Annotated in this window: 17 protein-coding genes and 4 tRNA genes; 10 read left to right on the forward strand and 11 right to left on the reverse strand. The window is 38.9% G+C overall.

All coding sequences use genetic code 11. The features are described 5' to 3' along the window. The first annotated feature begins 129 nt into the window (after positions 1–129). The 3 genes from purM to ACSLUH_RS15325 are packed head-to-tail and all read left to right on the forward strand — an operon-like array spanning position 130 to position 2,579. The gene (purM, locus tag ACSLUH_RS15315; RefSeq protein WP_448568559.1) at positions 130–1,176 is read left to right on the forward strand and encodes a phosphoribosylformylglycinamidine cyclo-ligase; all 1,047 of its coding nucleotides are present in this window, start codon (positions 130–132) and stop codon (positions 1,174–1,176) included. A 5-nt stretch (positions 1,177–1,181) separates the two neighbouring features. Continuing rightward, on the forward strand, positions 1,182–1,826 hold the full coding sequence (gene purN, locus ACSLUH_RS15320) for a phosphoribosylglycinamide formyltransferase (protein ID WP_448568561.1): 645 nt from the start codon (positions 1,182–1,184) through the stop codon (positions 1,824–1,826). Positions 1,827–1,844: 18 nt separating this feature from the next. Then, positions 1,845–2,579: a DUF3108 domain-containing protein gene (locus ACSLUH_RS15325; protein ID WP_448568562.1), complete on the forward strand. Its 735-nt coding sequence runs from the start codon at positions 1,845–1,847 to the stop codon at positions 2,577–2,579. Between the two features lie 241 nt (positions 2,580–2,820). Here the strand turns inward: ACSLUH_RS15325 and ACSLUH_RS15330 are convergent, their stop codons facing one another. Beyond that, positions 2,821–3,612 carry a class II glutamine amidotransferase gene (locus tag ACSLUH_RS15330; protein WP_448568563.1) on the reverse strand — a complete coding sequence of 264 codons (792 nt, stop codon included), beginning with the start codon at positions 3,610–3,612 and terminating at the stop codon, positions 2,821–2,823. Between the two features lie 137 nt (positions 3,613–3,749). Between ACSLUH_RS15330 and fadE the strand changes: the two genes are divergently transcribed. From fadE to ACSLUH_RS15345, 3 genes are all read left to right on the forward strand, one after another. Further along, a complete protein-coding gene (fadE, locus tag ACSLUH_RS15335; RefSeq protein WP_448568565.1) occupies positions 3,750–6,176 on the forward strand; it encodes an acyl-CoA dehydrogenase FadE in 2,427 nt (808 codons plus the stop codon). Positions 6,177–6,341: 165 nt separating this feature from the next. Further along, positions 6,342–7,229: a 1-acylglycerol-3-phosphate O-acyltransferase, YihG family gene (gene yihG, locus ACSLUH_RS15340; RefSeq protein ID WP_448568567.1), complete on the forward strand. Its 888-nt coding sequence runs from the start codon at positions 6,342–6,344 to the stop codon at positions 7,227–7,229. 94 nt (positions 7,230–7,323) lie between these two features. Beyond that, positions 7,324–7,989: a TetR/AcrR family transcriptional regulator gene (locus ACSLUH_RS15345; protein ID WP_448568569.1), complete on the forward strand. Its 666-nt coding sequence runs from the start codon at positions 7,324–7,326 to the stop codon at positions 7,987–7,989. Between the two features lie 87 nt (positions 7,990–8,076). Here the strand turns inward: ACSLUH_RS15345 and ACSLUH_RS15350 are convergent, their stop codons facing one another. The 9 genes from ACSLUH_RS15350 to ACSLUH_RS15390 form a co-directional block, all read right to left on the reverse strand. Beyond that, complete coding sequence (locus ACSLUH_RS15350; protein WP_448568571.1) at positions 8,077–9,888, reverse strand: acyl-CoA dehydrogenase C-terminal domain-containing protein; 1,812 nt, start codon at positions 9,886–9,888, stop codon at positions 8,077–8,079. A 536-nt stretch (positions 9,889–10,424) separates the two neighbouring features. Then, a tRNA-Asp gene (locus tag ACSLUH_RS15355) sits at positions 10,425–10,501 on the reverse strand. A 55-nt stretch (positions 10,502–10,556) separates the two neighbouring features. After that, positions 10,557–10,633 (reverse strand) — tRNA-Asp (locus ACSLUH_RS15360). A 32-nt stretch (positions 10,634–10,665) separates the two neighbouring features. Next, positions 10,666–10,742: transfer RNA gene (locus ACSLUH_RS15365), tRNA-Asp, on the reverse strand. 26 nt (positions 10,743–10,768) lie between these two features. Then, positions 10,769–10,845 (reverse strand) — tRNA-Asp (locus tag ACSLUH_RS15370). Between the two features lie 260 nt (positions 10,846–11,105). Further along, entirely contained in the window at positions 11,106–12,449 is a 1,344-nt protein-coding gene (locus tag ACSLUH_RS15375) for a TIGR03503 family protein (RefSeq protein WP_448568573.1), read from the reverse strand. Continuing rightward, on the reverse strand, positions 12,437–13,180 hold the full coding sequence (dnaQ, locus tag ACSLUH_RS15380; protein WP_448568575.1) for a DNA polymerase III subunit epsilon: 744 nt from the start codon (positions 13,178–13,180) through the stop codon (positions 12,437–12,439). The genes ACSLUH_RS15375 and dnaQ overlap by 13 nt, the downstream gene beginning before the upstream one ends. A gap of 51 nt (positions 13,181–13,231) precedes the next feature. Next, on the reverse strand, positions 13,232–13,726 hold the full coding sequence (locus ACSLUH_RS15385) for a DUF2919 family protein (RefSeq protein ID WP_448568577.1): 495 nt from the start codon (positions 13,724–13,726) through the stop codon (positions 13,232–13,234). 8 nt (positions 13,727–13,734) lie between these two features. Then, on the reverse strand, positions 13,735–14,457 hold the full coding sequence (locus ACSLUH_RS15390) for a DUF599 domain-containing protein (RefSeq protein WP_448568579.1): 723 nt from the start codon (positions 14,455–14,457) through the stop codon (positions 13,735–13,737). Positions 14,458–14,779: 322 nt separating this feature from the next. On the opposite strand from ACSLUH_RS15390, the gene ACSLUH_RS15395 reads away from it, so the two are divergent. Then, on the forward strand, positions 14,780–17,137 hold the full coding sequence (locus ACSLUH_RS15395; RefSeq protein ID WP_448568581.1) for a carbohydrate binding family 9 domain-containing protein: 2,358 nt from the start codon (positions 14,780–14,782) through the stop codon (positions 17,135–17,137). Positions 17,138–17,365: 228 nt separating this feature from the next. After that, entirely contained in the window at positions 17,366–19,615 is a 2,250-nt protein-coding gene (locus ACSLUH_RS15400; RefSeq protein WP_448568583.1) for a carbohydrate binding family 9 domain-containing protein, read from the forward strand. A gap of 305 nt (positions 19,616–19,920) precedes the next feature. Here ACSLUH_RS15400 and ACSLUH_RS15405 read toward each other — a convergent pair whose 3' ends face one another. Then, entirely contained in the window at positions 19,921–21,087 is a 1,167-nt protein-coding gene (locus tag ACSLUH_RS15405; protein ID WP_448568585.1) for an RDD family protein, read from the reverse strand. 207 nt (positions 21,088–21,294) lie between these two features. Between ACSLUH_RS15405 and cysK the strand changes: the two genes are divergently transcribed. Both cysK and ACSLUH_RS15415 read left to right on the forward strand, forming a co-directional pair. Beyond that, positions 21,295–22,263 carry a cysteine synthase A gene (gene cysK / locus ACSLUH_RS15410; protein ID WP_448568587.1) on the forward strand — a complete coding sequence of 323 codons (969 nt, stop codon included), beginning with the start codon at positions 21,295–21,297 and terminating at the stop codon, positions 22,261–22,263. Positions 22,264–22,436: 173 nt separating this feature from the next. Then, on the forward strand, positions 22,437–22,871 hold the full coding sequence (locus tag ACSLUH_RS15415) for a hypothetical protein (RefSeq protein WP_448568589.1): 435 nt from the start codon (positions 22,437–22,439) through the stop codon (positions 22,869–22,871). Positions 22,872–23,056: the final 185 nt, after the last annotated feature.

A 23,056-nucleotide genomic window follows, 5' to 3' on the forward strand; every position in this document is an offset into this window, starting at 1 on the left:
AAATCTTAACACAAAGCCTTATAAAAATTTCAGTTAAAAATAATTTATCATTAAAGATTTTCACCAGCGCCTTGCGCTGTTAGAATATGCGCCTTTACCAGTAAACGCTAAATTTATAGAGGTTTCCCCGTGAGCGAACAAAAACAGTCTTTAAGCTACAAAGATGCAGGTGTAGATATTGATGCAGGTAATGCACTTGTTGAAAACATTAAAGGCGCGGTAAAACGCACAACGCGTCCTGAAGTGATGGGTGGCCTTGGTGGATTTGGCTCTGTTTGTCAATTACCGACAGGTTATAAAGAGCCAGTGTTAGTTGCGGGTACCGATGGTGTTGGAACAAAACTTAGACTTGCCATTGATCTTAATAAGCACGATACCGTTGGCATTGACCTTGTTGCAATGTGTGTCAATGACCTAATCGTTCAAGGAGCTGAGCCCTTGTTTTTCTTAGACTACTACGCAACGGCGAAACTAGATGTCGACGTTGCTTCTTCAGTGGTTGAGGGTATTGCAGAAGGCTGTGTACAAGCAAATTGTGCGTTGGTTGGTGGTGAAACGGCAGAAATGCCTGGTATGTATCACCAAGGTGATTATGATATTGCAGGTTTTTGTGTTGGTGTTGCTGAAAAATCTCGTCTTTTGGATGGCAGCAAAGTCAAATCAGGTGATCAGTTAATTGCTCTAGGTTCATCTGGCGCGCATTCCAATGGCTACTCTCTTATCCGTAAAGTATTAGAAGTAAACAATACTGACACGAACGAATTACTCGATGGAAAATCTATTGCTGACCGACTACTCGAACCTACAAAAATTTATGTTAAATCGGTATTAGCATTACTAAAAGAAGTTGATGTACACGCACTTTCTCATATCACTGGCGGTGGTTTCTGGGAAAATATTCCTCGTGTGTTACCCGATTCAGCTCAAGCGGTAGTTAACGAATCAAGCTGGCAATGGCCTGTAATTTTTAACTGGTTACAAGAACAAGGCAATATCACTACCCATGAAATGTATCGTACCTTCAATTGTGGCGTAGGCATGATCATCGCTGTACCAGCAGATAAGGTCGAGCAAAGTATAGAAATATTAACCGCCCATGGCGAAAATGCATGGCATCTAGGTGAAATTGCAGAGCGCGACGCTGAAGCTGAGCAAGTTGTCATCCAAAAAGGTTAATTTACATGTCCGGTCGTATCGTTGTATTAATTTCCGGAAGCGGCACCAACTTGCAAGCGTTAATAGACGCTTGCGAAGCTGACCAATACCCTGGAAGTGTCGTTGGCGTTATTTCTAATAAGGATGACGCTTATGGGCTCGAAAGAGCCAAAAACCACGACATACCGTCGAAAACCTTGTCACATAAAGCGTTTGATACGAGAGAGAACTATGACCAAGCGCTTGCCGAGGTTATCGAAAGCTTTCAACCCGATGTTGTTGTATTAGCAGGCTTTATGAGAATACTCACCCCTGGCTTTGTACAACAATTTTCTGGAAAATTATTGAACATTCACCCTTCTTTGTTGCCAAAGTATCAAGGACTCAATACTCACCAACGCGCAATAGACGCTGGTGACAAAGAACATGGTGTGAGTGTACATTTTGTCACAGAAGAACTAGACGGTGGCCCAGTGATTTTACAAGCGAAAGTCCCAGTATTTGACGGGGATACCGCTGAAGATCTAGCTGCTAGAGTCCATGAACAAGAGCATCGTATTTACCCTTTAGTGGTAAAATGGTTTTGTGAAAAACGTCTGGTGATGAAAGATGCTCAGGCAGTGCTAGATAATAATGCATTACCTGCATCAGGTTATGCAAACGACGAATAAAATAATAAAAGGTTGATTATGTTTAAAAGACTCATTGTACTTTGTTTAACATTTAATGTATTTGCTACACATAGTTTTGAAAATGAGTCAGTTAACCCTCAAGTCCAACCTTTTACTGCAACTTACACTATTATTCACAAATCCGATCCTGTAGGAACAGCAACTAGGAAACTCGTCCCATTAGAAAACGGACTATTTGAATACAGTTATCACACTGAAATTAATTGGCTCATTTTCTCTGATATTCGCACTGAAAAATCACAGTTAACAATTGAAAACGGTATGGTTTCGCCTCTGCATTATCAATACAACCGAGAAGGCACAGGTCGAGATAAAAATTACGAATGGCGCTATGATTTAGCCAATAATAAAGCTTACAATGTTATTGAGGATCAGACAGTTAGTGAAGCATTTCCTGCAAACTTGCAAGACCCGCTTAGTTATCACCTGCAAAATCGATTAAACTTGATCAACAATCCTAAACAAGAGCTTTTCGTGTACCCTGTTATCAAAAGTTCTGGTGGTATAAAAAACTATGTTTACGAATTTGTGAAAGAAGAAGAGATTATGCTGCCCTACGGCTTGGTAAAAGCCATAAAATTAAAACGAGAAGTGGTAGAAAAAAAACGTGTCACCTACGTTTGGTTTGCGCCTGAGCTAAATTATTTACTGGTTAAACTCTATCAAGCAAAATCGGGCGTTGAGCAATTTGAAGCCCAACTTAACACAGTAACCAATTTCAATAATAATTAACCTCAGCTCTGCATTAGGAATGCATTTCTAACGCCTATTTTACTTATTTCTGCGTTATATTGTCGTGAAATAGCTGGCTATTCCTACAACAATAGGCCTTGAATTAAGCCAAAAGTAGCTCACTAGAAAGTCAAAGTAAACTTAAGCGCTTGGCTTTATTGCTTTCGTGCGATTTCTTATACAAACCTGAGGTTAATTCACACACCCAAGTCAAAACAATAAAGAGAACGTTTTATCGTTTTTAACTTAACGCTTCAACGCCACCAATTACTTGCTCACCTAAATGGAACAATTGCCACTGACCGGGCTTCATTTGATGCCAAGTTTCATCATCTGTTAATGGTTTAGTTGCAATAACGGTTACCACATCTTTCTCTGTTGTTTCTTGCTGAAAGTCAACCGTCATTTCTTCGTCGATTAAACTGGCTTTACCAAATGGTGCTCTGCGAGTTATCCAATGTAGGTTATTTGTGCAAAAAGCAAAAATATACTCACCATTAGTTAACATCAAATTGAAAACACCTAATTTTGCAACTTGCTTTGATAACTCTGCTATGTAGTGAAACAGGGTATGACTGTCCGGCTGCTTAGCACCATACCTTTGTTGAATTTTATCTAAAATCCAACAAAATGCATGCTCACTGTCTGTAGTGCCTACCGGTATATGCAAGTTAATCGGCAACGCTTCTTTGTATCCTTCTAACTGACCATTATGCGCATATGTCCAATGTCTACCCCACATAGGCCGAGAGAATGGGTGGGTATTCTCTAAGCAAACTTCACCAGAATTGGCTTGGCGAATATGACAAATCACCGCTTTACTTTTAATCGGATATTCTTTAACTAATTCAGCAATCGGTGAATGTGCGCTCGGCAATGGATCTTTAAAACTGCGGCAGCCCTTCCCTTCATAAAAGGTAATTCCCCAGCCATCCTTATGAGGTCCAGTGTTGCCACCTCTTTGCATTAAGCCACTGAAGCTGAAACAAATATCTGTTGGGACATTAGCTGACATCGCTAACAATTCACACATTTACTACTACCTAAATACTATATCTTCTAAAAACAGCTATTATTATACGGTAAAACTAAAAAACCCATTGCTATTTATTGATAGCCATTTTAAGATTTAACAAGTGGTCTGACCTGATAATACTTTAAGGAGCTATTTTGGACACATTAACTTGGATCCTAATTGCCGTTGCTTTTACAGGCTTTATTGCCTATACAAGGGCTTCACTTGCTACATTCACTCTGGGCTTTGCAGCCATAATGGCCATAGGCACAATATACGATATTGTCTCGTTTTTCTCTTGGCTAATTTTCGCGATCATCTTTTTACCGCTGAATATAAGTGACTTACGTAAAAAATATATCAGCTTACCATTATTAAACTTGTTCAAAGGCATCATGCCTGAAATGTCTAGAACTGAGCAAGAAGCAATAGATGCAGGGACAACATGGTTTGAAGCCGAGCTATTTCGAGGAGCCCCTGATTGGAACAAACTTCATAACTACCCTCAACCTCGTCTGAGTGTTGAAGAACAAGCTTTCCTCGATGGCCCAGTAGAAGAAATCTGTAAAATGATTGACGACTGGGATACCACACATGACAGAGCAGATATGTCGCCAGAAGTTTGGCAATATTTAAAAGATAATAAATTCTTTGCGATGATCATTAAAAAACAATATGGTGGTCTTGAATTTAGCGCTTATGCTCAATCGCGAGTGTTACAAAAATTATCGGGTGCTAGCACTGTGTTGGCAAGTACTGTTGGTGTACCAAATTCTTTAGGTCCGGGAGAGCTGTTACAGCATTACGGTACTAAAGATCAACAAGATTATTACCTACCACGTCTAGCTAAAGGTGAAGAAATCCCATGTTTCGCGTTGACAAGTCCTGAAGCTGGCTCTGATGCTGGTGCGATTCCAGATGTCGGTATTGTTTGCAAAGGTGAGTTTGACGGCAAAGAAGTGCTGGGTATGAAGCTTACATGGAACAAGCGATATATCACGTTAGCGCCAGTAGCTACCGTACTTGGTTTGGCATTTAAACTTAAAGATCCTGAAAAGCTACTAGGAGATGTTGAAGAGCTTGGAATAACTTGTGCCTTGATACCAACCAATATCGAAGGTGTAATCACTGGTAGACGCCATTTCCCACTGAATGTGCCATTTCAAAATGGTCCAACTCAAGGTACAGACGTATTTGTACCTTTAGATTTCATTATTGGTGGGCCAGAAATGGCGGGCCAAGGATGGAGAATGTTAGTTGAATGTCTATCTGTTGGCCGAGCGATAACCTTACCTTCGAATAGCGCTGGTGGAATAAAATCCATTGCATTAGCGACTGGCGCCTATAGCCGTATTCGTCGCCAATTTAAGCTACCAGTTGGTAAAATGGAAGGTGTTGAAGAAGCGTTAGCACGTATTGGTGGTAACGCATATCTAATGGATGCAGTGACGACATTGTCCACTGGCGCAATCGATCTAGGTGAAAAACCTTCGGTTATTTCTGCAATATCTAAATATCATCTCACGGAAAAGCTACGTGCTTGTATCAATGATTCGATGGACGTTCATGGTGGTAAAGGGATCTGTATGGGACCGAATAACTACCTAGCAAGAGGTTACCAAGGTGCACCAGTAGCAATCACGGTTGAGGGGGCTAATATACTAACAAGAAGTATGATTATCTATGGTCAAGGTGCGATTCGTTGTCATCCTTATGTTCTTGCTGAACTTGCTGCGGCGAATAACAGTAACGAATCACAGGCATTGAAAGACTTTGATCATGCCTTATTTGGCCATATAGGATTTGCTTTAAGTAACATTGTGCGCTCAGCGTGGTTTTCAATCAGTGGCTCTCGTTTAGTTAAAGCCCCTTATAGCGACGATACTCGTCGTTATTATCAATTAATGACGCGTTTTAGCTCAAACTTAGCGATGTTATCAGATATAGCCATGCTGGTACTTGGTGGTGATTTAAAACGTCGTGAGCGCATATCTGCTCGCTTAGGTGATATTTTAAGTTATTTATACTTAACCAGTGCCACCTTAAAACGCTTTAACGATGAAGGACGGCAATCATCAGATCTTCCACTGCTTAAGTGGGCAGTCGAAGATTCGTTGTACCGTACTCAACTAGCCATCGATGAACTTATCAATAACTTTCCAAATAAAGTGGTTGCATATGCTTTACGGGCACTTATTTTCCCATTAGGGACTTGGCTTCAAAAGCCATCAGATAAACTTGACCACCAAGTCGCTAGGATATTGCAAACTCCTGGTGCTGCGAGAAACAACTTAGGAAAAGGTCAATATTTAACACGAGATAAAGAAAACCTCTTAGGACAGTTAGAACAAGCATTGGACGATATTTTAGCCAGTGAACCAATTTTTGATAAAATTTGTCAAGAATTGGGTGAAAAATTACCTTTCTATCGTTTAGGTGATGCGGCGAAAAAAGGACTCGATGCCAATATTATTTCTGAAGCCGAAGCTGAGATTTTAATTCGTGCAGAAGAAGGCCGATTGCAAACCATTAATGTCGATGACTTTGCACATGAAGAGTTAACATCAAGTAAGTATAGTTAGCCAATTAACGTTTTAAAACACAGGGTAAGCAATACGCTTGCCCTTTTTTATTTGGCAATAAGAAACAAGTTTTAGTGTACACTTGTAACAAACAAAGCAGTACCTTTTAGCAAGTAAGCTGGTTAAAATAGTCACTTTTTTAAACTAAGTGGACCTCTTATTGTAATGCTATCGTTTTTCCCTTCAATAATTTCCATGCCATTAGCTTTTATACTTTTTTGTACTAACCTAGCAATCATAGGGTCTATTATTTTTATTGCTGGGATACTAAAACACCTGATCCCTAATCAAAAATTTCATCACGGCTTATATCAACCAATGCACCAAGTCTATCGACTCTGGGCATTGAATAATTTTCGTATTATCAATTTATTCAATAACGTTGATTGGCAAATCACAGGTACCGAAAATTTATCAAAAAAAAGCTGGTATTTATTAATCGCCAATCATCAAAGCTGGCTAGATATCATGGTACTTTCCTATATTTGTCGAGAGCACACTTCAGATCCCAAATATTTTTTAAAAGAATCATTAAAACGGGTGCCATTTTTAGGTATGGGCTGCTGGGCATTGGATATGCCATTTATGAAGCGTTATTCAAAAGAATTCCTCGAAAAAAATCCACATCTAAAAGGACAAGACATCATTGCAACGAGAAAATCATGCCAAGCATTCGAAAAATATCCGACAACCATCATTAATTTCGTCGAAGGCACAAGGTTTACCTCACTCAAACAGAAAACACATCCCGAATTAAAGCACCTATTACGTCCTAAAGCCGGAGGAATTGCCTATACATTGGCGACTTTAGGTTCAAAGTTTGATAAATTATTAAACGTTACAATCGTTTACCCCAAAGCATCAGATCACATTATGAAAGATGTGTTAAAAGGCAAAATGCGTAAAATAGTTGTCATCATAGAACAGCATGATATCGATGAAAAATTGCTCGGTGATTATTTTAATGATTCAACTTTTAAAAACCAATTTCAACAGAGGCTGAACAAGCTTTGGTGTCAAAAAGATCAATGTATAAAACAACTCATTGACTAAAAGATAAGCTAGTCCAACCACATTTACATTGAAATAACCTTACCTTTAGGTTAAATTATTGTTAATAGAGTCCAATAAACTAAGATGGAATGTTATGCTAGATACTAAGGAAAGAGTTAAGGTAAAACGTCGAACTAAAGGTGAACAAACTCGTAATAATATTTTAATGGCAACCATTGAAGTATTAGCACAAAATGGCATTAAGGGTACTACCCATCGCGCTATTGCTAGCCATGCGGATATCCAATTGTCTTTAACCACTTACTATTTTAAAGACATACAAGAGTTAGTACATCAAGCTTTTAAGTTAAACTCCGAACAAACAATGGTGGTGGCAAATTTTGCATGGCATCAAGCGTTTGATTATATAGATGCTTTAGGAAAAACCAAACTCAAAAAAGTATCGATAAAGCAGCAAGTGCGCGAACAATTAGCCCAGCTTGCAACGGAATATATTATTAATAAAGTCTCTGAGCGCCCTCAAATGCTTGCGGTTGAACAATTATTGTTTACACAAATTCAAACGACGCCAGAATTAAGAGAATTAGCTAAATTGCATCGTAATGCGTTACTCGCCCCTTTCATCAAGTTATGTCGTTACTTTGATAAAGATAATGCAGAACTTGATGCTGAAATAATGCTAACGGTTTTCACGCAATTAGAATACAACAGTATTATTGTACCAGTGGAAGAGCTAGATAGAAGTGCAATTTACAACAAAGTAAATCGAGTTATTGGTTGGATGATGAAACTGAAATAATCCATTTTTTGCTCTGTCCATCGCCGTTTCTCAGTAATTTAAAAGCGACATAAAGTAAATTTGTGTCGCTTTTTTAGACCCGTCTTATTAAAGCAATGCTTCATCAAGCTGCATTAATGTTTTAGGATCAGCCATCATAGTGGCCGCCAATGACTGAGTTCGCGGTAAAATACGCTCAAAGTAAAACTCCGCCGTTTTAATTTTTGCTCGATAGAAATCTCTATCTTCTACCTCACCTGCCAACTTTTCATAAGCCGCCTGAGCCATCTGCGCCCAAAAATATGCCATAGTGATGTAACCCGAGTACATCAAGTACTCTACAGATGCAGAACCAACAAAATCACGATTCTTTTTCGCCTTTAATGCTAGACGCAGTGAGTATTGCTGCCAGTTAGCTACCGCTTTACTTAACGGCCAAATAAACTTGTTCATCTGACGTTTGTGAGGATTACTAGAGATCATACTCTTATCTTTACAAAAGCCCAAAATTTCCATGGTAAAGCTTTTTAATGATTTTCCTCGGCTGAGCAATATTTTTCTGCCCAGTAAATCAAGTGCTTGAATTCCAGTTGTTCCTTCATATAGCGTAGCTATTCTTGTATCTCGAACAATCTGCTCCATACCCCATTCTTTTATATAACCATGACCACCGAATACTTGCACCCCATAGTTGGCACTTTCTAAGCCGGCTTCTGTTAAGAAAGCCTTTAAAATTGGGGTGATGAAGCCTAAACGGTAATCAGCGCGCTTTTTCTCTTTCTCATCTTTTGACGTTTCAATGACATCCACTAATTTTGCAGCATAATAAATCATCGCTCGACCACCTTCTGTAAAGGCCTTTTGCGTCATTAACATACGGCGAACATCAGGATGAACAACAATTGGATCCGCGACTAATTCAGGTTTTTTCTTACCCGTTAATGAACGCATTGATAATCGCTCTTTCGCATACGTTAGCGCATTTTGGTAAGAAAGCTCTGACGCACAAACACCTTGCAATGCTGTGCCAACACGCGCGGTATTCATAAAGGTGAACATACATTCCAACCCTTTATTTTCTGGGCCAATTAACTCACCTACAGCATTATCAAAATTCAGTACTGCCGTCGCTGAAGCTTTAATTCCCATCTTTTCTTCAATAGATCCACAGCTAACATTATTAGGCTCAACACAATTTCCTTGCTCATCTACTTTCATTTTAGGCACGATAAACAAAGAAATTCCTCTTGTTCCTTCTGGCGCATCAGGCAGGCGTGCCAACACGATATGAACAATATTGTCGGTTAGATCATGCTCCCCTGCAGAAATGAAAATTTTAGTGCCGCTAATATTGTATGTACCATCGTCATTAGGTATAGCCTTAGTTTTAACTTGACCAAGATCAGTACCACATTGAGGTTCGGTTAAACACATAGTACCAGTCCAAGTGCCCTCAGTAAGCTTGGTTAAGTAAACTTCCTTTTGTTTGTCCGTACCATGTGCCTGAACGGTATTCATCGCACCGTGGCTAAGGCCTGGATACATCGCCCATGACCAGTTTGCAGTACCCATGAGTTCTGATTTTGCCATACCTAGAGAGGGAGGTAAGCCTTGTCCACCGTGTTCAATAGGATGAGATAAACTTTGCCAGCCACCTTCAACATATTGCTGATAAGCTTCTTTAAATCCTTTAGGTGTAGTTACCGAACCATTATCAAATTTACACCCCTCTTTATCACCACTTTGATTTAGTGGTAGTAATTCATTTTCACAAAACTTGGCACACTCTTGCAAAATGGCATCAACCATATCAGGTGTCGCTTCTTCAAACTCTGGGTAATTTTCATAATGAGGGTAATAGTTTAAAACATCCTCAAACAAAAACTTGATGTCTTGTAACGGGGCTTTGTAACTTAGCATGGCAATGCTCCAACCGGTTTCTAATATATTTCAATTGAACTAATACTATGTGAGAACTAAACAAAAGGCAACTGGTCATACCACTATTTTTAATTACCTACAACCAATACCTTGCCTCTAAGCTTTTTAAGTCTTGTTGAATGATTAAATATTTAATGTCATTGGTATTAAAAATAAGGCGAGCAAAAGCAATAAACTAGGCCACTTTGAACGTTAGAGGCTACTTTGACAATAATTGATGATGCTTTTGAAAAAGGCAGAGTGGAAATAGCGTGGTTATTATAGATGAATTACCGATAAAGTATCAGAAAGCATCAGAAATGCTGTCCTTTGGATTCGTTTAACTTAAAAAGAAGTGTATAAAAAAGGAGTGAAGTTAAATGTTTTACGCTAAGGTAGTGATAAAAAATAAAGTAGAAGTTACACAGATTAGTTCAAGCTGCAGCTTGGTATCGGGTGATATAACTTGGTGATTAGCGCGAAATCTACCGTTCAGCATGTTTAGCTTTGATTATTTGATAAAATAAGAAAAGTATTGGCGGAGTGGACGGGACTCGAACCCGCGACCCCCGGCGTGACAGGCCGGTATTCTAACCAACTGAACTACCACTCCGCACAAGGTGCTTGAAAGCAATGTGAGTATGTAAAGGCTCCCCTTTTGAAATTATTGGCGGAGTGGACGGGACTCGAACCCGCGACCCCCGGCGTGACAGGCCGGTATTCTAACCAACTGAACTACCACTCCGCAGTAATTTCTTCAAGACTTGTTAATATCATTGGCGGAGTGGACGGGACTCGAACCCGCGACCCCCGGCGTGACAGGCCGGTATTCTAACCAACTGAACTACCACTCCACTAGGATACTAAACAGCAAAATAATTGGCGGAGTGGACGGGACTCGAACCCGCGACCCCCGGCGTGACAGGCCGGTATTCTAACCAACTGAACTACCACTCCGCATTTTATTTTGCCTTTCAACAACAAGTCGTTGAATGCGGCGGGAATAATACGGTTATCAAGCGAGTGCGTCAACCACTTTTTTCTATTCTTTTTACTGTATGAGCAAATGCTGAGCAATACGAATAAAAACGCAGCAATAATTGCTCTTTTTCTTTCAGACGATACGGTTCTAATGCTCTGCGTGAGAAAAATTTTGCCAAAAATTCCACCAATATCGATGCTATTACAAAAAAACATACGCCTTAAAAGAGGTTTACTTAAGATTTCTTTTTAATAAACCTTAACAAATGAGGTTTTTTAAGCGCAATAAAACCGATTGCAATGATCATTATAATGAAGACATTGACGACAAGCGCAATAATAATATTGTTTCGTTTTTTCTCTTCGGCAGCTTTTAACATTTCTAATCTTGCCTGTTCTAACTCTGCTTGCAATTTTTCTACTGCTGCTTGTTTTCGCAATGCTGCTTCCTGTAATGCTGCCTCTTCTGAAGACATTTCACTATTTGTCGCGTCTTCTGATAAGTCATTGACTAACACTCCACCTTTGCGCTCGACGTTAAAAGTAAACTCTGGTACTTCCAATCGAAACTCTCGTCCATTAGTGGTTTTTCCAAAGGCATTTACGGATAAACGATGAATACCTGGTTCAGTATATTGAACCTTCTTCATACGAGTTTTTCCATTACCTTCTGTGATAGAAAAAGGATCTGATTGTTTGTCAGGAAAGGTGATCTTTCCTTGAAATATCATACTGTCTGGATCAACGTAAGTATCATCGATAGTAAAATGAATCTTATGAAATTTACCTTCGTCCACGGTCTTATCGACCGAAATCTTTACCGGCACTGGGTGCAAAACTATCGGCTCTTGTCTTAACTCTCTATTCGCCATCGGCATTTTTACCCGATAGATAGGTACCCACTCTCCTGGAGCAAATGTAAGTTCAAACTCAGCAGTGAAAATGCCATCTTTAGCATATTCGTCAAGCTCATAACCATCATCTCTAAATGAGCCCATCTCAACCGGCGTAGCGCCGAAGTTATCATAAGACGAGTTATTGGTACTATAGAAATCAACATCGAGCTCGATGACATCATCAAAACGAGGATCATCAATGGCTTTTTCTCGATTGTAAAGTTTTGCTAATACCTTTAACGTTTCACCGGCTAAAATAATATCAGGGAGTGGTTTTACCTCCAAGCGCACATCGGTTACCACCATAATTTTGCTGCCCGGCGCGATTTCACCAATTGCCTGCCAAGGACCTGGCATTGGCTTTTTCATTTTGATCATGTCAAAGGTTCTATCGTCATACCATTCAACTTCACCTTTTGGATAATTATTGACCTTTAATTTACTACCATCAGGTCGAATAAGAATAATGGGTGGTGTACCGCTTTTACGGTAAAACAACAAGGTGACTTCATCTAATAAGGCATCGATTCTAAATCGGTTTTCAAGAAGAGGGATTTGATTGGTGACATCATCATTTTTGTAGTATTCGATTTCTGTTTTAACTTCTTGCGCGTTAGCATTGCTTTGCACAATCGCACTTAATAGCAATGCTACCACGTAGAAACTCGATACTAATTTTGCCATATTGGCTCACTCCCTTTTTCCGCGATGATGGCGAGACGTTTTTTATGCTGTTCCTCTTCATCGGCAGATGCCTTTATTATCTTTAATTTTGGTCGGTCATTTGACAAACGCCTAATGGCATTAGCATCTTCTCCTTCACTACCACTATCTGCCATTGATAAATTCAATGCAGATTGCTTACGTGTCATTTCAACATAGACAAATGCAAGCAATTGCGCATCAATTAATGCACCGTGATAAGTACGATCAACTAATTTATCAACCCGATAAAATTTTGCTAAGTAATCGAGAGTTTTGGGGGAGCCAAACTCATCTTTCGATACCATGAGCGTATCAGTGATAGTACAAATGTCCGCTGTTTTGGGTAAATGTTTACCAACTGAGGCAAACTCATGGTCCATAAAGCCGACATCGAACTTAGCATTGTGAATAACTAATTCTGCACCGCTTATAAATTCTATGAATTCTTGCGCTATTTGATGAAACTCTGGCTTGTCACTTAAAAACTCATCCGTTAAACCATGAACATCAATAACTTCTTGCTCCATCACCATTTGGACGCCGTGCTGCATAGGTTTGATGTAGACGTGGTAATTTCGTCCTGTTAATTGACGATTAATCATTTCGACGCAACCTATCTCAACGATACGATGGCCTTCCTTGGGGTTGATACCTGTAGTTTCTGTATCGAGAATAATTAATCGCTGCTCTTTTTTATCAGTGTTGTTCAATGGATTACCTTTTATCGTTTGTCATTAATCGTCGCCCAGCTTTAGATCTATTCATTTTTCAGGAATAGGCTGTGGAAACTCATCAATATTAATCGCTACTCGTTGACTTTGATATAACCGTATTACTACCAACCCTACTACAAAAACGTGACCAACTAATAGGCTGAATTGACCCTGCTCATACAGTAAATAAAACGATACTAAAATCAGCCAATCAATGCACATTGCAAAAACCAGCAACTCCCTAATTTTTCGCCAACTAATGACTACCCAATGGCTAGCAGATGGTCGACGTAGGCTCAAAACCAGTAATATAAAAAGCCCTATTGAACCAGAAAGTAAATTACTATAAAAGGTATTGGGTTCTGGATACAGCCACGAAATTATAGCAGTACGATCATTAAAATTGGTTACCGATACCAACCAGACAATATAAGCTCTCAGTATAATCATTAACGCAAGGTAGATTATTGGTGAAATCTTAATACAATCAAACCTGTCAAAATCTTTTGGTTGGAAATTTGCGTATCGCTGTTTAACGTTCATATGCTGTTTTATGGTTGTTTTTTCTGAGAAAAATGTTCATTGAGCAACTCTTGTCCAACCGTGATTGCACTCACAGATTTAGAATTAAACTCGCGACTAAAAAGTGTATAAACAACAAACAATGTTCCGAGTATGAACAGTACGGGATGGAAAAACCAGGCGATAGCCCCCATCGAAAAATAATACGCCCTTAACCCATAATTATAAGAATGTGCGGCTTGATCCTGAACGACAGCCATTTGTTTTGCATATTTTCTTAGCTGCTGGCTTTCACCACTTAAATCAATAGGTGCAGCGCCAACCATTACATTTAAAAAGCCATACTGGCGCATTGACCACGTGAAGTGAAAGAATGCCATCACAAATATTAATACCAATAAACCGAGTTTAACCTGAATAAGTGCATGATTAGGATACTGCGCAAATGGTATCGAAGAAATAACATTTTCTAGCTTTTCAACTTGAGCAAACAAGGTTAACACGCCAGCAAGAACAAGCAGTGTTGTCGACGCAAAAAAAGCGATATTGCGTTCTAAATTAGCTAATAAAGCGGCATCACTGACTCTAAAATCTCGCGTCATTAATTCATACATCCAATGAATTCTATGTTGATGCAGGCATCGAGCAATACAGTTATCAGTTTTTGCTCTTTTTTTGGCAAACATCGTGTAGCCAGCCCACATAACGATAAACGTAATTAATGCAAGATAGTCAAGCAATGTAAATGTCATAGAGATACTCTAACCATTTTGATTAAATAAACATTATGCCGCAGACAGCTACACTTTTCGAGGCTTTTCAAGGCTTTTTAACTAAACATTAGATCGCTCCCCTACTCTTTATTTACGTTCGTTGGCATCGCCATTAAATTTACACCAAAGATACTGATTAATCACATTATTTTTACATCTCCTCTCACTAAAATGACGTTAAACGTATCAACTAGCCTTGTCATCGCAAAGCTTTTGACAAAATAGGACAACTCCCTAATATCATCGCCTCAATTTGTAAAGTACCTGTCATCTATCGCATACGTCATTGTAAGGGCTGTTAATGAACTATTGCCGAAACTTATTTATCGCTATTATTTTCCTAAATGCTCTATTGATACCCATTTCAAAAGCAAGTGGTAACAAAGCACCAGCCGCTATCGATATCCCTAGAATCAGCGGGGAAATCACGATTGATGCAAATTTTGATGAACCACAATGGAAAAACGCCAAGCGAGTCTTGATCAACAACATCACTCGTCCTTTTGATAATATTCCGAGTCAAGTTCACACCGAAGCCTTGCTGATGGAAAATGGTGAAACCTTATTTATCGCTTTTACCGCTCAAGACCCTGAACCAGAGAAAATAAGAGCCTTTTTAAAAAATCGAGACAAGGTTTGGGGGGATGATATTGTTGGTATAAAAATCGACACCTACAATGATCAACGCAGTGCCTATCGATTTTTAGTCAACCCTTTGGGTGTAAAAATTGATGGAATAGAAAGTGAAGTAACTAAAAAAGAGAGCGATGCATGGGATGGTATATGGGATGCCGCAGGTCAAATTACTTGTGACGGCTATCGTGTTGAGATTGCACTACCGTTAAGAATTCTCAACTTCAACGAAAAAAGCACAATGCAGGATTGGGGAATCGAGCTTGTTCGTTTTTATCCAAGGGAAGAGTTCATGCGCCTTTCCAATATTTATTTGGATCGCGATAATAGTTGTGAACTTTGTCAGCTGGCTACGGCTAAAGGATTTGAAGGAGTAAAACAAGGTAACAATTTCACCTTAACGCCCTCCGTTGTCACCAGTCAGAGTGATTACATTGCAGATAATTCTTGGACTAGCGCCAGTAATAAAGAAGCGAGTCTTGATTTGCGTTGGGGCATCACGCCAGATATCTTATTGAATACCACGCTAAACCCTGATTTTTCTACGATTGAATCAGACAACGCCCAACTTAACATTAATAATAATTTTGCGCTCTATAATCAGGAAAAAAGGCCGTTCTTTCTAGATAACGCCGATTATTTTGATTCAAATTACAACTTGGTATACACAAGAAATATTAACGCACCAAATTACGGAGCAAAACTGAGTGCTCGTAAAGGTGATCATACTCTAGGTTTATTTGTAACCGATGATGATTCTACTAATATATTAATTCCAGGTAATAGAGCTTCAGCGCTTGCACAACTTGACTCTTCCTCCAATGCCGCCGCCTTAAGATATCGATACAATTACAATCAGGATACGACCCTTGGCTGGATATCTACATTACGCACTGCCGACGATTATAATAACCAAGTTCATGGCTTTGATGCCCGTGTAAAGCTATCAACTTATGACGTAGTTAAGTTTCAAAATTTGTATTCAACGACTCAATACCCAAGTGATCTCTTTAGACAGTTTTGCCAAAGTGATGACATGCAAGCATGTCAACAACCAAGCGCTTGCAATTTATCTGAATGTCAGGTGAATGAGACGGTTTTAAGAACGCTAAACGACGATAGCTTTTCTGGTAACGCCTTTCGCGCTGGCTACTATCATAATGACAGTGATTGGTTCTACAGAGTAACTTATGATAGACAAAACAGTGGTTTTAGAGGAGATTTAGGCTTTATTTCCCATGTTGATTATCAAAAGTTCTCCTTTGGTGGTGATCGGAAATGGTATGGAAAGCCAGGGCAATGGTGGAACAAGTTTAAAATTTACTCTGATTGGGATACAACCTACAACGACAACAATGAAATGATCGAGCGTGAATTTGATATCAACGCACAACTGAACGCCAGTTATGACAGTTATCTTAGACTAGGGTTTAGTACACGAGATAAGGTGGGTAGCCGAATTGATAAAAGTCGCCTAGCCCTCACCGACAATACAACGTTGTTTAACGAAAAAGATTACTTCATCCATGCTGGCATTAAACCCGTTCTAGGTTTAAGTCTACACACGAATATAACTATCGGCGATGCCATTGATTACAGTAACAACCGACTTGGAGACAAAAGCTATTTTCATACCAATGTAAATTGGAATTTAAATAAGCATCTCGAATTAAAACTTAAACAGACTTATAGTCGTTTAGATGCTAATAATGCGAATGTTTTCATCGCTAGATTGACTGATTTCCGGGCTATTTATCAGTTTAATGTCAAAAGCTTTTTACGAATGAGCTTTATTTACAACAATACCGATAAAAATGCAGAAAATTATCTCTATACTGCCCCTGAAGACATAACGGAAAAGCGTCGTAATCTATCTACCGAATTACTCTACGCTTATAAAATAAATGCGCAAACGGTATTTTATCTTGGCCTAACGAACAACCAATATACAACTGAAGGTTTTGGATCGTTAGCCTTAGATCAACGAAATATTTTCACTAAGTTTAGTTACGCTTGGATGCCATAAAGCACTACCAATCACGACTGACCTGCTTAAACTGATATTGTTGAGAGAGTGTTGACCTTTACACAAAGGTCAACAGCCCCTAGCGCACCAACTTATCGTTTATTAAATCGACATTATGTGTTGGTATTATCTTGTAATCAGATGTTTAGTTTGACACAATTTATTTAGGCACGGAGCCTAAGTCCAAAATTACAAAACTAAAATAAAAATTAAAAAGCTGAAAATATCATGATAATCAAAGGGAAAGACTATTGGCGCTCAATGGTCGCAGTATTCTGTTTAACTAGTGCTAACCTCTCTGCGCAGCAAACGACGAATCAACTAGACGCGATTAATATACCGTATATTAATGATGTTGCTGTCATTGATGGTGACTTAAATGACGCTATCTGGGAAAAAGCAAAGACAATTGACCTTAATATTGTTAATTCACCGTGGAACAATACTGCAAGTCCTGTAAAAACCACAGCAAAAATAGTTGAAAATGGCGAGTATTTATTTGTTTCGTTTATCGCAGAAGATCCTAAGCCAGAAAAAATCCAAGCATCACTAGGTGATAGAGATACTAAGTGGGGTGACGATCTCGTTATTATAAAACTTGATACTTCTAATACTCGCCGCTTGAGTTATCAGTTTATGGTCAACCCGCTTGGCGTTCAGATGGATGCTATTGGCAATGAAATTACGCTAGAAACTAACACCTCTTGGGATGGAATGTGGCAATCCAATGGCAAAATAACCGAGCAAGGTTTTCAAGTAGAAATCGCCGTCCCTTACCGAATATTAAATTTTAATGGACAAGACGAAATCAAGACATGGGCGATAGAGTTATTAAGACTGTATCCTCGTGACAGTCGTCTTAGAATTTCTCATATGCCACTTGATAGAGATAATAATTGTTGGTTATGTCAGGCGCCTGAAATCAAAGGATTTAAACAGGCTAAACCTGGTAAAAAATTGATGTTAACGCCAACAGTTGTTGCACAAAAAGATCAAATCCGTGACGTCTACCAAGAGAACCCAGAATGGCAAAGTAACAATGAAACAGAAGCTGGTTTAGATGTTCGTTGGGGAATAAACTCTAACACGCTGCTTAACGTGACGCTAAACCCTGACTTTTCAACAGTTGAAGCAGATGCTGGCCAACTCAGTATCAATAAAACCTTTGCCTTATTTTATGAGGAAAAGCGCCCTTTTTTTACTGAAAACGCCGATTACTTTTCTTCAAATTTTGATCTGGTTTACAGTAGAAATATTGCTGACCCTGATTACGGTGCAAAACTTACTGGTACCCAGGATAAACACAGTTATGGTTTTTTTGTTACTAACGACACCCAAACAAATTTTATTATTCCAGGCAATACCCAATCTAGTATCGCTTCATTGCAAGAAGAGAGTCATTCAAGTGCTTTAAAGTACCGCTTTGACGCCAATGAAGATTGGTCGATTGGTGCCATAGGTACGTTTAGAGAGTCTGACAGTTATCACAACTATGTATTTGGCCTAGACAGCAAGTATAAATTTGATGAATCTAATAGCCTATTGGTGCAAGTGCTTAATTCTGATACGGAGCACGAAAGCACTTTTAACGATAATGCCATCACGCTTAATTATTTACACGACTCCGAATACTGGACATTTGATCTAGCTCACCAACGCATTGGCAGCAACTTCCGCGCCGATTTGGGCTATATGCCCTATGCGGATATTAAAGAAAACTCACTAAACATCACTCGAAACTTCTACGGTGAATCTGACAGTTTTTGGCAAGAGGCCAAATTATCAGCAAATCAACAACTAAAACAAAGTGAGCAAGGTGAGTTACTCGAACGCAGCAGTGCCTTAAGTTTCAGTATTGATGGCCCATCATTGGCGCTATTTGATGTAACATTGACACACGCTGATAAAGTGGGTCTGAGAATCGATCCAACCAAGCAAAATATTGATGGTAATACGCATATCTTTACCGAAAATCAAGCAAATATACATTTTGATATTCAGCCAAGTAACAAGCTGTATACTGCTGTTGATTTTGCTTTTGGTAAGAAAATTGACTACGATAATAACCGTCTTGGTGACTTTAAAGAAGTCATGGCAAACGTCACATATAATGCTACTCAGCATTTAGAAGCAGATGTATTTTTTACCTATAGTGAGTTAGAAGCCGATAATGCACAAGTTTACAACGCCTCGTTGATTGAACTGCGTTTAAATTACCAATTCAACATTAATAGTTACCTTAAACTAAGCTTGGTGCATAGTGACATTGAACAGAATCCTCTTAATAACCCGTTAACTGATGTCTCTAAAAAGAATGTAGATTTATCTTCTCAGCTTGTATACGCCTACAAGATAAATCCACAAACCGTTTTTTACTTAGGGTATTCAGACTTTAGCTATCAAGACGATAATTTAATGTCTCTGCAGCGCTCAGACAGAACGTTTTTTACGAAAATAAGCTACGCTTGGCTTCCGTAACGCCAATTGCTCTTTGTTCAAAATAAAAAGTTGGTGAGTTAGATGCCCGTGCCGTCAGTTGACAGATATGGGAGTGTTTCGACGGCCGTTCACATGTTAAAAGTACTTACGTACTCACATGATAGTCCTAAAACATGGAGCATAGATTGTACGCTCAAACGGATAATTCCGCTAACGTGTCTATGACGTTATAGGCACGAGCACCTACATTGAGTATAGAAGGCGTGCTCAATAATTAAAGGTGAGTCCGCGTAAAAATAGGTGCTATGGAGCGATTAATTGATAACTCTTTGTATATTGATAATTTATTTTTTGGTTAAATCTATCACCACCGTCGCAGAAATTTTATCGTGAATGCATTGCCGATTAGCATCCCAAAAGATCTGTAAAAACCCCAACAAGCCTGTCGCTAGACCTGCACCATAGCCACCATATCGGCCAAAACTGTCCCATACTGACAAAGGTGTACCATCTAATTGAATCACTCTAATTTTCATCAGTTTTTTTCCTATGGTTTGTCCTTGCCATCTTGCCGTTAATACCGAAAAATACAAAGCGGCCCAACCAAAACTTAATCCTAGATCATCAATCACCCCTTTAAGCCACTCTAGCCCACGATAATGCATGCTTCGCTCGGATTTAGACTGTGTTAACGCTGGTTGTTCGAGCTTATTATCAACAGCTTTGTCATTAGCTGTTTGCATTAGTTGACTTTTTTCTTTCCCTATCACCAGTCCTTTTAAGCCTTCGCTTAAAGAATTAAACACCTTAGTTCGTTCACTCGGCGCTAAATTAATTTGTTCAACCCATGACTGCAACACGACTTGTTTATTTTTACTTGACGTTGATAGTTGATTAAGTTCAGCCACCGATTCAGATAATAATAGTAACCAGCAATTTTTATCGCTGCATTGACTATTTGAAATATTGATATGTGTTTTAGTAACTAGCGCTGCTAACGGCACGGAATCAATTAAACTAAGTTCTTCGCTAGTCATAATTTCTTTTTCCAAGATTATTTTTTTATCTACTTGGCTTTGTGACGAAGTTGTTTCAAACATCTCATTAATCAATGGTGCTAGATAAGAAAGAGCGACAATAAACATAATAAGTAGTGCTATCATGCGCAACAAGAAGCGAACGACACCAAAGGTAGCACGCTTACCATTATTACGCCTTTTTCTTACAAGCCGAAATAAAGCGTAAGCGGCAATTAAGGCAAGCAACTCTCCTGGAGCTTCAGCAAGAACAGCAATAATCATGAGATCGACAAGTAAAGCGAAAGCTCTTTTGACAGGAGATGCTAACGCTAACCCAAATAAGCTCTTATCAATTTTAAACGCAAAAGGAGTAAGAATTTGTCTGGTTTCTTCACTCGACAGCAATTCACTATCATTTATAGTATCTTGCTTTACGACCATTTGCTGTGTTCGGTCAGCGCTAGTTGGGTTATCGGGTAAATGCGTCGTCATTTCTACTTCCTACAGGTAGTTAAAACAAACTTTTTATTCCAAAATTGCATATAAGATATAACCAAATATCACTTCTTTTTCCAAAAATAAGCGCTACTCTATAGCAATCGAGATTAAATTCTCATTAATAGCACCGATTTTTTGCTTGGCTGATAAAAAGAGACAACTCCTAGTTAGCCAGCACAACTTTACCGAAAGGATGTTAACATGCCAAACATTTTCGAAGACAACTCAACGTCTATTGGTAATACGCCAATTGTAAAACTCAACCGCGTTACCTCAGGTAATGTATTCGCCAAAGTAGAAGCAAGAAACCCAAGCTTTAGTGTAAAGTGCCGAATTGGTGCCAATATGATTTGGGACGCTGAAAAACGTGGCGTTTTAACAGCAGGTAAAGAAATTATCGAACCAACCAGTGGTAATACTGGTATCGCTTTAGCTTTTGTTGCCGCAGCCCGTGGCTATGCTATTACGTTAACCATGCCAAATACCATGAGTTTAGAAAGAAGAAAGTTACTTGCTGCCTTAGGTGCAAAACTAGAGCTTACTGATGGTGCTAAAGGCATGGGTGGAGCTATTGCCAAAGCACAAGAAATCAAAGATTCAGATCCTGATAAATATGTATTACTGGGACAATTTGATAATCCAGCAAATCCAGAGATACATGAGAAAACAACAGGTCCTGAAATTTGGAACGATACCGAAGGCGCGGTTGATATTTTCGTTGCTGGTGTAGGAACAGGCGGAACTATAACGGGTGTTAGCCGCTACCTTAAGCGCACCGCAGATAAACCAATTATTTCTGTGGCAGTAGAACCTGCTGATTCTCCAGTGATATCTCAAAAAATGGCCGGCGAAGAGTTAAAACCTGGGCCTCACAAAATTCAGGGTATTGGTGCAGGTTTTATTCCAGGTAACTTAGATCTTGAAGTTATTGATGCTGTAGAAAAAGTCACCAATGAAGAAGCAATGGCTATGGCACATCGCTTAATGAAAGAAGAAGGTATTTTAGCTGGCATTTCATCTGGAGCCGCGGTGGTTGCTGCTAAACGCATTGCTGAACGCCCAGAAAACAAAGACAAAAACATTGTCGTTGTATTACCAAGTTCTGCTGAACGTTACTTGTCTAGTCCATTATTTAGTGAAAGTTTTTCAGATAAAGAATTAGTGCAATAAGCTAAGCTAAACCGCACTAAATAAAGGGCACTATGTGCCCTTTTTTAATACATCAAAAATCACTAATTACTTGAAAAATTAACAACGTAGATGAAAAATAGTTCATTTTGATAGAAATTTAATTTATCTTTGCGTTATGATGAACATATTCTAACGGTAAAGATGAACAGCTTATGCGAAAACTATCCCTGTTATTAATACTCCCTTTGTTATTTTTATTAAATGCGTGTGGTAATAAAGAAGAAGATATATCAGAAATAGAAAACCCTGAAAAAGTCGCTGTCGCTTTCTTTCACGCAATATATAACGAAAAGAATATTGAAAAAGCCGCTTCGGTATGTTCCCCAAAGCTTGCTCGTATAGTTCGACATTATCGCTCACCCAGTGCAGTAGGCAGACATTTGTTTAACTTGTCCTACGATCAAGTAGAAATAAAGCCTGATGACTCGGGTGTCAAAGTTCGGGAGCAGTTTAAAGATTCAGCGATTATTACCGTATATTTTGATGGTACTTATCAAGATGATAGAATTCGAGACGTAAAACGGTTATCACTTATCCAAATAGACGATCACTGGGTCATCGATGAAATACTAAAAGATCCGTTCTAAGACTTACTTACATACCGATACATCATACAAAAGATAAAAACTAAAAAAGCGAGCTAAAGCTTAATGCCGATCAGTTAAGAAATATTTAATGATCCATTGACCGATCAACTGGTTAGTTTATAAAGGCTTCTGAATTTATTCAGGAGCCTTTTCTTTTGCAATTAACAACAGCACTTTCTCTTGCC

The organism is Thalassotalea ganghwensis (genome assembly GCF_053485795.1).